Source organism: Microbacterium sp. UBA837, assembly GCF_002296025.1.
Classification (GTDB): Bacteria; Actinomycetota; Actinomycetes; order Actinomycetales; family Microbacteriaceae; genus Microbacterium.
In genome coordinates, this window is record NZ_DBHD01000037.1 from 20916 (window position 1) to 32387 (window position 11472).

Genomic DNA, 11472 nt, shown 5'->3' on the forward strand with positions numbered 1-11472 from the left:
AGGAAACCCCTGGTCAACGTTGGTAAGGGCACTGATGGTGGCACCTGGGGGTCAAGGGGTCGCAGGTTCAAATCCTGTCATCCCGACAAAAAGCCCTGGTGGTAGGCAACTTTCACCAGGGCTTCGTCGTTTCTGAGGGTGGTCACTGCCTGGTCCACTCGTTCGAGCTGCTCGGTCCGTCCACCGCGGAAGTGGACCAATCTCGTTCGGCGTTGCTGCCCGCGAAGTGCACCAAAAGGTGCCCGTCGAGTGGACCAGAATCCGCGCAGGGCGATGCTCCGACCCCATCTGGAGAGGTCTGAGCTGGGGTCTGAGTGTCGCGCGTCAGACTTTGTGGCAGGACGATTGATTGAGTCCTGAGCGGAGAGTTTGACCATGGGTAGACCACCAGTGATCCCGGTGGAGAAGAAGACGGGGATCGTGCTGAGCGTCCTCGCCGGCGAGATGACCATCGCCGAGGCGGCTCGGCGTGAGAAGGTCAGCGAGCAGTCGATCGGCCGGTGGAAGGCGGACTTCCTTGAGGCAGGAAAGACCGGCCTGGCGGCGGGCAGGTCCGGTCCGTCGTCGCGGGAGCAGCAGCTCGAGGCTGAGGTTGCGGATCTGACCCAGGCGCTCGGTGAGGCGGCGGTCGAGATCCGCGTGTGGAAGAAGTCGGCGGAGGGCCGGTTGGGCCCTTCGAAGACCTCGAGGTGATCCGCATCGAGGCGGGCGTGTCGACGTCGAGGTTCGTGGAGCTGATCGGCGTGCCCGAACGGACCTGGCGGCGCTGGCAGTCCAAAGCGCGCCAGGAGCAGCCGCCGAAGGGGCCGTGGCCGCAACCGGCGCGGAACGCCGCCCGCCCTCTGGTGACCAAGCACGCGTTGGCGAAGCCGGCGTGGGGTCATCGCAAAATCTGGGCGCTGACGCGACACGACGGGCACAAGGTGTCGCAGGCGGCCGCGCTGCGGTTGCTGCGTGACGACGGGCTGATCCTGCCGTCGGAGTATCAAAAGCAGCGTCGCGAGCTGGCGAAGGATCGGAAGGCGGCGTTTGCGAAGAACCCGACGGGTCCGAACCAGGTCTGGCAGTTGGACTTCAGCGAGTTCGAGACCACGCAGGGCGGGACGTGGCGGATCGCGGGGTGCCGGGGCTGGTACTCGAAGGTCGAGCACCCGTTCCACGTGTCGCCGACCGCGAACCAGTACGACGGCGATCGCCGCGATCGAGCTCGCTCTGGCCGACTATGAGGCGATGTTCGGGCACCCGCTCGTTGACGAATACCAGGTCGACGAGCAGACGGGTGAGCTGCTGCCTGTCGTGACGATCGTCACGGACAACGGCGGCCCCTTCCGATCGCTGAACTTCGAGCTGTTCATCATGCGCCACCCCGAGCTGAAGCACGTCCGCACCCGGGCCAAGAGCCCTGGGCAGAACGGGTCACGCGAACGCGGGTTCGGGACCCTGAAGTACGAGCGACTGTTCCTCGACGAGATCCCCGACGCGCTGACCCTGATCGAACGCGCCGAGGACTACCGGGTCGAGTACAACGCCGAGCGGCCTCACGAGGCGATCGCCTGGAACCGGCCGATGGACGTGCACCTGGGCCTGGCCGACCCAACCATCCCCACCTTTGAAAGAGAAGAAACCCTGCCAACTACTTGACGCGGGACACTTTTGATGCTGTCGAGATAGATCTCGACAGTTAGGTGCGACAGCGATGCACGATGCCTGGTTCTCGGCGCGGAGATTCTTCTGCGCGAGCGGGAATAAATCTGCGTGCTCGTGCGTCACCCAGAGTAAACTTGAGTCGAGGTGACTCAATACACGAGAGGAGAGTGATGATGCTGTTCGATACGTTCAAGGAACTGGACCGGATCAGCTCGGCGTTCTTCTCCGGGTTCCCGGAGTCTGCGCTGAGTTCCGCGCCGATCAACCTCTACCGGGAGGATGATCGTTATGTAGTGGAGGCCGATCTTCCGGGGTTCGACACGTCGTCGATCGACGTCTCCGCTGAGGCGGGGCTGCTGACCATCCGCGCGGACCGCGATACCTCACGGGAGGACCGCGGCGAGCGCTGGCTGGTCCGCGAGCGCAGTTCCGCGCGCGTGGTTCGGCAGCTTGCGCTGAGCGACGAGGTGGATCTGGATGCGATCGCGGCCGACTATCGAGATGGCGTTCTGAAGATCACGCTGCCGGTGAGAGCCGATGCGCTCCCGCGCAAGGTCGCTGTCGCCGTCGAAGGATCCTCGTCCTCTACCCCGCACGCGATCGGGGCGGGCGTGGCCGAGAAGGAGGTCGCGGACCCAAAAGCCCGACCCGCGCATTCGGTCGACTCCTGACCCGGTGGCTGCCCGGGGCCCGGAAGGGCCCCGGGCTCCGGATGCGCGGGAACGTTCCCGTTCACGTCGTCCGTTCTCGGAGAACGGGGGTTGCGTGATGGACGCCTTCGATCTGTTGGACTCGGCGACGAGCATCGAGACCGCCCCCGTCGTAGAGCCTGCGGACGATCTGGCTGCGGTTCGCGAACTCTATCGGAGCGCGCCTCCGATGGGCGGATCCCGGGTGACGACGGGTCTGGAGCCGGGGACGCGGGCGCCGGACTTCGCGCTCCCGGCCGCGGACGGCACGATCGTGCGGCTCTCGGAGCTGCGCGGGTCTCCGGTGGCGCTGGTGTTTTATCCGTTGGACTGGAGTCCGGGATGCAGTGTGCAACTGGAGCTGTACCAACAGGAGTATGACGAGTTCGCATCCCGCGGCATCCGGCTGCTGGGCATCTCGGTCGACTCGATCTACAGTCATGGCGCGTGGGCTGCGGTGCGCGGCATCCGCTACCCGCTGCTGAGCGACTTCCAGCCACGGGGTGAGACGGCCCGCGCGTACAACGTGTGGCGGAACGCCGACGGGCACAGCGAACGCGCCGTCTACTTGGTCGACGCCGACGGGATCATCCGCTGGGCTCACGTGTCCGAGCGGCTGAAGGAGCTGCCGGACTTCGACGCGCTCGTTGACGCCCTCGACCTCGTCGCGGTCGAGGAGCACAACGACGACAACGAGCGCAACAACGACGACAAGGAGGTGCAGTGATGACGATCTGGGATGTCACCCCCACCCGCCCTCGGCGCGCGCCCCGCACGCGAACGGTGCCGGTGGCGATCTACGGCAACCGCTGGTGCGGGATCACGCAGCTGATCCGCCGGGCGCTGGATCGGGCAGGTGTCGGATACGATTACGTCGACCTCGACGACCATCCCTCCGTGCATGCACGCCTGGAGGCGCTAACGGGCGGACGGCTGCGCACTCCGGTCGTGCACATCGACGGGGAGTGGCTCATGGAGCCCAGCCTCCGCCAGGTCCATGCCGTCCTCGCCCGGCACGGGGTGTGGCTGTGAGCGTCGTGACGTGCCCGGGGTGCGCGGCGAAGAACCGCGTGCCCCAGGCGCGTCCGGGCAGGGTGCGCTGCGCCAAATGCCACACCGACCTGCCCTGGCTCGTGGACGCCGACGATGACTCGTTTGACACGGTGGTCGGGGAGGCGACACTCCCCGTGCTGGTGGACGTGTGGGCGCCCTGGTGCGGCCCGTGCCGGCAGATCTCGCCGGTCGTGGACCAGCTCTCCCGCGACCTCGCCGGACGCCTCAAGGTCGCCAAGGTCAACGCGGACACTTCGCCACGCATCTCCCAACGCCACGCCGTCTCCTCGATCCCCACCCTTCTGGTCTACCGCGACGGGGAAGAAGTAGACCGCATGGTCGGCGCCGTTCCCGCGCCGCAGCTGCGCGCCTGGGTCGAACGTTCCCTCAACACCTGACAGAACCCAATTAGGCGATGGCATCCGCACGGCGGAACGCATGGCTCAGAGCCCAGTGCCGACGTCCAGCAGGAAGTTGAGCCAGGCCACGCCGGCCCCGGCCAGCATCGCAGCGCCGACCGCGGCGAACAGTCCTGTGCGGGCTTTGGTCGCGGCTTGGTGACTGCCACAGGATGATGCGACCGCCCACGCGATGGCGCAGACGATGAGCATGAGCACAGCGGTGACGAGGACAGCCATGAGCAGCGCGCCGACGATCTCGTGGAGCTGGGCAGCACCCCCGACGCCACCGAGGTCGGGGAACACGTCCATCAGGGTGTGTCCGATTAACGGTGGATCTGGCCGAGCGCATGGTTAGTCGATTCGGCCTTCGAATGCGATCGCGAACGCATTCAGTGCCGGCTTCCACCTCGTCGCCCAGCGTGCCCTGCCGCGCCCGGTCGGGTCAAGCGAGCGGGTCACGAGGTAGAGACATTTCAGCGCGGCGGCGTCGTTCGGGAAATGCCCGCGCGCCCTCACGGCGCGGCGGTACCGGGCGTTGAGGGACTCGATCGCGTTCGTGCTGCAGATGATCCGTCGGATTTCCACGTCCCAGTCCAGGAACGGCACGAACTCACTCCAGGCGTTCTGCCAGAGCTTGCTGATCGCCGGATACTGCTGACCCCATTTCGCGTCGAACTCCACGAATCGCTCACGAGCGGCCGCTTCGGTCGGCGCCGTGTAGACAGGGCGCAGGTCCTTGCCCATCTCTTCCCAGTAATGGCGAGACGCGAACCGGAACGTGTTACGGATCAGATGGATGATGCAGGTCTGCACCGTCGCGAGCGGCCACGCCGTGTTGATCGACTCTGGCAGACCCTTGAGGCCGTCGCAGACGACGATGCACACGTCCTCGACGCCACGGTTCTTGATCTCCGTCAACACGCCGAGCCAGAACTTCGCGCCCTCACCGCCATCGCCGGCCCAGATCCCGAGGATGTCGCGTTCCCCGTTCACGGTCACGCCGACGGCGAGATAGAACGGCTTGTTCCGCACCTGGCCGTCTCGGACCTTCACCACCAGAGCATCGATGAACACCACAGGATAGACGCGATCCAGCGGCCGGTTCTGCCATTCGGTCATCTCCTCGATCACCTTGTCCGTGATCCTCGAGATCGTGTCCTTGGACACCGACGCCCCGTAGACGTCGTCGAAGTGCGCGGCGACCTCCCCGGTCGTCAGCCCACGCGCGGTGAGCGAGAGCACGATCTCGTCGACCCCGGTCAACCGCCGCTGCCGCTTCTTGACGATCTTCGGGTCGAACGACCCGTCCCGGTCCCGAGGAACCTCGATCTGAACGGGACCAACCTCGGTCAGCACGGTCTTCGACCTCGTCCCGTTGCGCGCATTCTCGCTGGTCGACACAGCGTGCTTCTCATAGCCGGGGTGCTCGGTCATCTCCGCCTCGAGCGCCGTCTCCAGCACCCGCTTCGTCAGTCCGTTCAGCAACCCGTCCGGGCCGACGAGGTCGACGCCCCGTTCCTTCGCTTGCTTCAGCAGCTGCTCCGCGAGCTGCTGCTCGTCGATGATCTCCCCCCGTCACAGGATCGATCATCTCGATGACATCGGTCATCACCCTTCCTTTCGGTCAGGCCCGACCAGATCCACCGTTAGTCAGACAGTCCCGTCATGTCCTGTCGCTCCGCCTCCGGGGTTCCGATGCGTCGGCGGTCCCGGTCATTGTTCGAATCTCCGCGGTTCCCTCGGCAAGCATGCGGTAGATGCGCTCGTATCCCGCGGCCATCACGGGGAGGTCGAAGCGTTGCTCGGCATCGTTCCGGCACATATGCGGGTCGATCTCCGAGGCGCGCTGGACCGCCTCGACGAGCTGGTCGGCAGCGTCGGCGATGAAACCGTTCTCCCCATGTCGCACGATCTCGGGGACGCTTCCCCGGCGCGTGGCGATCACGGGCGTGCCGCAGGCGAGCGCTTCAGCCATCACCATCCCGAAGGGCTCCTCCCACTGGATCGGGAACAGCAGGCACGCGGCGTTCGCGAACAGTTCGCGTTTGAGGTGCGTATCGGCCTCGCCGATGTATTCGGCGTCGTGGGAGAGCAGGGGGCGGACTTCTCGGTCGAAGTACGCCTTCTCCGAGGGTTCGGTGAGCTTTCCGGCGAGGATGATCTTCCGCCCTGCGCGACGGGCGGTCTCGATGGCGACGTGCGCTCCCTTGTCGGGGCTGAACCGACCCAGCCAGAGCACCGTGTCCGACTTCTGCTCTCGGAAGGGGAAGGCCGCGACATCGATGGCGTTGTGGACGGTGCCCACCCAGTTCAGCTCTGGTGCCTGTCGTCGCTGGGCGTCGGAGATCGCGATGATGCCGACCGTCGATCCGAGGCGACGGTGGTAATCACCGTTCTCACCGGCGACCGGACCATGCATGGTCACGACGGTGGGCTGTCGTCGGTGCCGCGCGAGCAGCGGGCCGGCCGCGGAATGATCGTGGACTATGTCCACGTCGAGTTCGTCCATGATCCGTCCTACTTCGGCGGCGAGCACGAGCTCGGGCATCACGCTCGATCCGAGCAGATGCGACGGAGGCGTGTCGTACACGGGTCTGAAGTCCTGTGCGCGCGTTCTGGACCTGCCGGACCCGACGAGGGTGACCTCGTGCCCGCGGTCGACCAATTGGTCGACCAGTCCGGCCACGACAGTCTCGGTGCCTCCGTATCCCGCGGGGGGAAGCTCGAACCATGGCGGCGCGATCATGCCGATCTTGAGCGGTTGCCCGCTCTCGTGCGGTGTCGCGGTGTCTTGCCGTTCGACGATGAGTGACATGAGTTACTCCCAAGAGTGTTCGTTCCCGGAATCACATCTCCCTTCCCCATCGAAGAGTTGCTCGCACTATAGATCCATGTAACTTACCGTTACAAGTATAGGTATGGTGGTCTCGAGCGAGAGTTCGAGTGAGGAAGGAGCGCGAAGTGGCTTCCGAAGCAGACCTGGAAGCGCGAGGCCTGGTCGGTGATGATCAGCCCGGACCCCACGGGATCGGAGCGGTTCCGCAGCTCCAGGGCTCCGTGACGTTGGTGGAAGGCTCCTCGTTCTGCGTGTCGCAGCCCAACGGGGATATCGTCCCCCACCGCAGCGACGGGCTGTTCGTGAGGGACACCAGAGTGCTCTCGCGGTGGCAGTTGCGTATCGACGGGCATGAGGTCGAGCCGCTCACCGTGCTGCCTGCTGAGCCTTTCGAGTGCCGTTTCGTGGGTCGTATCCCCACCCGACCGGGACAGGTCGAGCCCACGGTGATCGTCGAGCGCCATCGGATGGTCGGGCAGGGCATGCGGGAGGACATCGTGGTGTCCAACTTCGGGGCCGAGTCTGCAGGACTCGACATCGTTCTGCATCTCGATGCCGATTTCGCCGACCTCTTCGAGGTGAAGGAGTCGAGACCCGTGCGCGCTCTCGGAGTCTCGTCGACGGCGAGCTCTGACTCGGTCTCCTTCCTCGTGTCCGCGTCGTCAGGAGAGGAGCGCGGGGTGCGCGTGTACGCGCCGGGAGCGCAGGCCGTTCCAGGGGTCCTCACCTTCCGCACGGTGGTGCCTGCTCATGGACAGTGGCAGACCAGTGTCGAGGTTCTTCCGATCGTCGCAGGCGACGAACTGGCGGCGTCTTTCCCCCTTGACCGGCCGCTGGCCCATACCGAGCCTGCGCGGCGGATGCAGGGATGGCACGAGGCGGCACCGGTCATCGAGGTCGGCAACACCGTGCTCGCCCAGGCTCTTTCGACCAGCGAACGTGATCTCGGTGCCTTGCGGATCGTGGACCCCGAGCATCCCGAGGACCAGGTGGTCGCGGCGGGCGCGCCGTGGTTCATGGCCCTCTTCGGGCGTGACGCTCTGATCACCAGCTGGATGATGCTTCCCTACGCTCCCGGATTGGCGCTCGGGACCGCCCGAATGCTTGCGCGGCTACAGGGGACGAGGGAGCTGGCGATGGCTGAGGAGCAGCCGGGCAAGATTCTCCACGAAGTCCGGCACGGCGCGGATCTCTCCCTCACCCTGGGGGGCGAAAGCGTGTACTACGGCTCGGTGGATTCGACGCCGCTGTTCGTGATGCTGGTGGGCCGGGCACTGAGGTGGGGGGTCCCGTTGGAAGAGCTGGCCGAGCTCAAGCCTGCCGTGGACGCTGCGGTGCACTGGATCCGCACCTACGGCGACAGCGATGGAGACGGGTTCGTGGAGTACAAGCGGAGCACCGACCGCGGGCTCCTGAACCAGGGATGGAAAGACAGCGGAGACTCGATCGCCCATGCCGATGGTTCCGTCGCGGAAGCGCCGATCGCGCTCGCGGAGGTGCAGGGGTACTGCTATGCGGCCTATCTCGCGGCTGCGGAGATCGAGGATGCTCTCGGTTCTGCGGCCGAGGCGCAACGTTTCCGCGAAGACGCGGAGAGGCTGCGACGTCGTTTCCACGACGCATTCTGGATGCCGGAGGAGGGTTTCTATGCCCTCGCGCTCGACGCGAAGAAGCGGCCCGTCACGGTGATCTCCTCCAACATTGGGCATTGCCTATGGACAGGCATCGTGAACGACGACGTCGCGGACGCCGTCATCGACCGGCTGGTCGCGCCGGACATGTTCACCGGCTTCGGCATTCGCACGCTCTCGGACCGTTCCGCCCGATACAACCCGGCGAGCTACCACAACGGCTCCGTGTGGCCGCACGATTCCGTCATCGCCGCTGCGGGGATGATCAGGTACAGGCGCGAAGACGCGGCGATCCGCGTGCTGTCCGGTCTTCTCGACGCTCTCGAGGCGTTCGGTGGCCGTCTTCCCGAGCTGTTCTGCGGGTTCGACCGTCGCGACAAGCCGGTGCCGGTTCCGTATCCCACATCTTGTTCACCGCAGGCATGGTCGGCGGCCACACCCTTCGAGCTGCTCAGGATCGCACTCGCGTTGGACGCCGACGAGCGTGGCGCGCTTGTGACGGTGGCGCCAGTTCCTGCGATGATCGGACAGGTGCAGATCCGCGGTCTGCCACTCGGTTCCGGGAGGGTCGACGTGGAGGCCGACCAGCATCACGCTCGTGTGATTCGAAACTGAGCGGCCGGACCCAGTCGCCGTCCGCGTGTTCAAAGATGCGTCCGTGAGATGCACGATGGAGAAGAAGGAATGAGAGATGGCGGAGGTAAAGAGCAGCGAAGCGATGCCGCCCCTGTACCAGGACGACGCCCCCATTTACACGATCAGCCAGGTGGCTACCCTGCTCGGCATGCAGCAGGCTGCGCTTCGTCGACTGGACGACGAGGACATCGTGTCCCCAGAGCGCTCCGATGGTGGTCAACGGCGCTACTCGCGTCACGAGGTCGAGAGGCTTCGCGAGGTCCAGGACCTCACCGAGGCCGGGGTCACGCTTCCTGGCGTCAGAGAGGTTCTCGCCCTCCGGCGAAGGGTCGAGGCCCTCGAGCACGAGATCAGCGAGTTGCGGTCGCGACCGACGGCCTGACGCCGACTCGGTCGGAAGATTGGGCCGGCCGACGATCTCTTGACTCGTCTCTAGAGCTCCCGCTGATCCTCATCGTCGAGGGGAGTCTCGATCCGTTGCTCCCATGCGTCAATCGGGTCGGCGTCTTCCGGCAGCGGCACCGAGGTCGCGGCCCGGTCGTCCGCCGCGCCGGGGCCCGCATCTATGTCCTGCTCCAGGGCATCCTCGAGGGGAACCTCAGGATCCTCACCCGGTTGCTTCGTCATCCCCAGCTCCTCCTTATCCTCATCGCCTCATTCGCTGAATCTCAGATGCCTCGCCTGCTCGAAGTCGCCCACCGCGCTGCTGCGATGACTTCCGGAGCACGAGGTGGGACCTCGCGGCACCGGTGCGCAGCCGAGGGCAAGATCAACGCTTGCGTGCTGCACATACTGAGCCTGAAAACCTTCACCTAGAGTAGCAGGTTACTCGCAGATCGAGTTGAAGGATAGACGGAGCCACGTTAAACTTGACACGTAGCGACGCAAGTTTAATGAGCCGGGGAGGTTGATGTCCAATGCGTCGTTGGAACGGGCTCAAGACAGCTGTCCTGTTGGGTGCGCTGTCCGCGTTGATGCTCGTAGCAGGGTATGCGATCGCTGGCGGCTCGGGCCTCGCGGTCGCGGCGCTCTTGTCGCTGGCGATGAACGGTGCCGCCTACTTCTGGTCGGATCGTCTCGCGCTGCGCGCGATGGGAGCGCGTCGCGTGGGTGAGTGGGAGGCGCCCACTCTCATTGCGACGGTGCGGGAGCTGTCGGATGCTGCGGGCGTGCCGATGCCGAAGGTGTATATCAGCCCGTTGCCGCAGCCGAACGCGTTTGCCACGGGTCGTGACCCACGTCATGCGGCGGTATGCGTCACCGAAGGAATCCTGCGGCTGCTGACATGGCGTGAGCTTCGTGCCGTCCTAGCGCACGAGATGTCCCATGTGGTCAATCGAGACATCCTCGTCTCGAGCGTGGCCGCCGGTCTCGCGGGCGTGATCACTTCGCTGGCCAACTTTGCGTTTTTCCTGCCGGTGGGCGGCGACGATGAGGATGCCCCGAACCCGCTGGCGACGCTCGTCATGCTCGTTCTCGCGCCGGTCGCGGCCGCACTTATTCAACTCGCGATCAGCCGTACTCGCGAGTTCGAGGCCGACGCTGACGGTGCCGAGCTCGCCGACGATCCGCTCGCGTTGGCGGCGGCGTTGCAGAGGATCGAGGCAGGCGTGCACAGCGCGCCGCTGGTGAGCACGCCTGCGACCACCGCGAACGCCCACTTGATGATCGCGAACCCGCTCGCCGACGACGGGCTCGGTGGATTGTTCCGGACGCATCCGCCGACGTCTCAACGTGTGCGGCGACTGCTCGAACTCGCCGACGAACGCGGAGATCACCGACGCCCGGCGTCGATTCGCTGAGTATGGCGCACCACCGATAACCGCACCTTCGAAAGGAGAAACTCTGATGACCGAGAACAACGCAACCACGCCCGCTCGTGCACTCCTCGCCCGTTACGAGGATTATCAGGCCGCGCAGGCCGCCGTGGACAAGCTCGCCGATGCCGACTTCCCCGTTGAGCACGTCTCGATCGTCGGCTGGAATGTCCGGATCGAAGAGCAGGTGACCGGGCGCATGACGTTCGCTCGCGCCGCCGGCTACGGCGCGGCGAGCGGGGCATGGTTCGGCTTGCTGATCGGACTCGTACTGTCCCTGTTCACGCCAGGGATTCTCTGGCTCTGGACGGCACTGTGGGCGGTCGGCCTCGGCGCGCTCTGGGGAGCGATCTTCGGTCTCGCAGGGCACGGCATCTGGAGGGGCGGCCGCGACTTCTCATCCGTACAGCAACTCGCCGCTGAACACTGGGACGTCATGACCAGCCCGGACCATCTCGAACAGGCCCGGACGTTGCTCGCCGAAGCCCAGCCGCAACAGTAACTAAGCCAACTCGTCAGCCACTCAACCCCGTACGCGCGCAACCCGCGCGTCCAAGCGAACGGCTCTCGCGCGTCGCCGTGCGCGCCAACTGCCGCAAGCTGCGGCTGGGCGCCGTCGACCTCTTGGCGTCGTCCGCTCATCCAGCCGAGCTGATGCTTCTGCGACGCAGCCAGGGGGACACCCTCCTGCAGAAACCGGACGGCTGTTCACAGCGAATCCTGGTGGTTCGGATTGCGCCCTAGATGAGTGAGTCCGTTTGG

Annotated in this window: 15 protein-coding genes; 11 read left to right on the top strand and 4 right to left on the bottom strand. The window is 65.6% G+C overall.

What is annotated here, in order from left to right:
• Window positions 1–375 precede the first annotated feature (375 nt).
• The 7 genes from B3587_RS02860 to trxA all read left to right on the top strand — a co-directional run bounded on the left by B3587_RS02860 (window position 376) and on the right by trxA (window position 3787).
• Window positions 376–693, top strand: a complete 318-nt coding sequence (locus B3587_RS02860; RefSeq protein WP_292726410.1) for a transposase — start codon at window positions 376–378, stop codon at window positions 691–693.
• Window positions 690–1226, top strand: coding sequence for a hypothetical protein (locus tag B3587_RS02865; RefSeq protein WP_292726412.1), 537 nt, complete (start codon window positions 690–692; stop codon window positions 1224–1226). The genes B3587_RS02860 and B3587_RS02865 overlap by 4 nt, the downstream gene beginning before the upstream one ends.
• A 4-nt stretch (window positions 1227–1230) precedes the next feature.
• Window positions 1231–1641, top strand: a complete 411-nt coding sequence (locus B3587_RS02870; RefSeq protein WP_292726414.1) for an integrase core domain-containing protein — start codon at window positions 1231–1233, stop codon at window positions 1639–1641.
• 176 nt (window positions 1642–1817) lie between these two features.
• Window positions 1818–2318 (top strand): Hsp20/alpha crystallin family protein, encoded by a 501-nt coding sequence (locus B3587_RS02875; protein WP_228178498.1) that lies wholly within the window; start codon window positions 1818–1820, stop codon window positions 2316–2318.
• A gap of 97 nt (window positions 2319–2415) precedes the next feature.
• Window positions 2416–3063: a redoxin domain-containing protein gene (locus B3587_RS02880; RefSeq protein WP_228178499.1), complete on the top strand. Its 648-nt coding sequence runs from the start codon at window positions 2416–2418 to the stop codon at window positions 3061–3063.
• Entirely contained in the window at window positions 3063–3368 is a 306-nt protein-coding gene (locus B3587_RS02885; RefSeq protein ID WP_228178500.1) for a glutaredoxin family protein, read from the top strand. The genes B3587_RS02880 and B3587_RS02885 overlap by 1 nt, the downstream gene beginning before the upstream one ends.
• A complete protein-coding gene (gene trxA, locus B3587_RS02890) occupies window positions 3365–3787 on the top strand; it encodes a thioredoxin (protein WP_228178501.1) in 423 nt (140 codons plus the stop codon). Before B3587_RS02885 ends, trxA begins: the two co-directional genes overlap by 4 nt.
• A 45-nt stretch (window positions 3788–3832) precedes the next feature.
• On the opposite strand, the gene B3587_RS02895 is transcribed toward trxA, so the two are convergent.
• The 3 genes from B3587_RS02895 to B3587_RS02905 all read right to left on the bottom strand — a co-directional run bounded on the left by B3587_RS02895 (window position 3833) and on the right by B3587_RS02905 (window position 6605).
• A complete protein-coding gene (locus tag B3587_RS02895) occupies window positions 3833–4099 on the bottom strand; it encodes a DUF6112 family protein (protein ID WP_228178502.1) in 267 nt (88 codons plus the stop codon).
• Between the two features lie 42 nt (window positions 4100–4141).
• Complete coding sequence (locus tag B3587_RS02900; RefSeq protein ID WP_292726425.1) at window positions 4142–5356, bottom strand: IS256 family transposase; 1215 nt, start codon at window positions 5354–5356, stop codon at window positions 4142–4144.
• A gap of 97 nt (window positions 5357–5453) precedes the next feature.
• A complete protein-coding gene (locus B3587_RS02905; RefSeq protein WP_228178503.1) occupies window positions 5454–6605 on the bottom strand; it encodes a glycosyltransferase family 4 protein in 1152 nt (383 codons plus the stop codon).
• Between the two features lie 146 nt (window positions 6606–6751).
• Between B3587_RS02905 and B3587_RS02910 the strand changes: the two genes are divergently transcribed.
• A complete protein-coding gene (locus B3587_RS02910; protein ID WP_292726418.1) occupies window positions 6752–8872 on the top strand; it encodes a glycogen debranching N-terminal domain-containing protein in 2121 nt (706 codons plus the stop codon).
• Window positions 8873–8948: 76 nt separating this feature from the next.
• The gene (locus B3587_RS02915) at window positions 8949–9275 is read left to right on the top strand and encodes a MerR family transcriptional regulator (RefSeq protein ID WP_228178505.1); all 327 of its coding nucleotides are present in this window, start codon (window positions 8949–8951) and stop codon (window positions 9273–9275) included.
• 50 nt (window positions 9276–9325) lie between these two features.
• On the opposite strand, the gene B3587_RS02920 is transcribed toward B3587_RS02915, so the two are convergent.
• Window positions 9326–9520 (bottom strand): hypothetical protein, encoded by a 195-nt coding sequence (locus B3587_RS02920; RefSeq protein ID WP_292726420.1) that lies wholly within the window; start codon window positions 9518–9520, stop codon window positions 9326–9328.
• A gap of 290 nt (window positions 9521–9810) precedes the next feature.
• Here B3587_RS02920 and B3587_RS02925 point away from each other — a divergent pair, with 290 nt between their 5' ends.
• Both B3587_RS02925 and B3587_RS02930 read left to right on the top strand, forming a co-directional pair.
• On the top strand, window positions 9811–10695 hold the full coding sequence (locus B3587_RS02925) for a M48 family metalloprotease (protein ID WP_228178507.1): 885 nt from the start codon (window positions 9811–9813) through the stop codon (window positions 10693–10695).
• A 46-nt stretch (window positions 10696–10741) separates the two neighbouring features.
• Entirely contained in the window at window positions 10742–11212 is a 471-nt protein-coding gene (locus B3587_RS02930) for a general stress protein (RefSeq protein ID WP_228178508.1), read from the top strand.
• The last annotated feature ends 260 nt before the right edge of the window (window positions 11213–11472 follow it).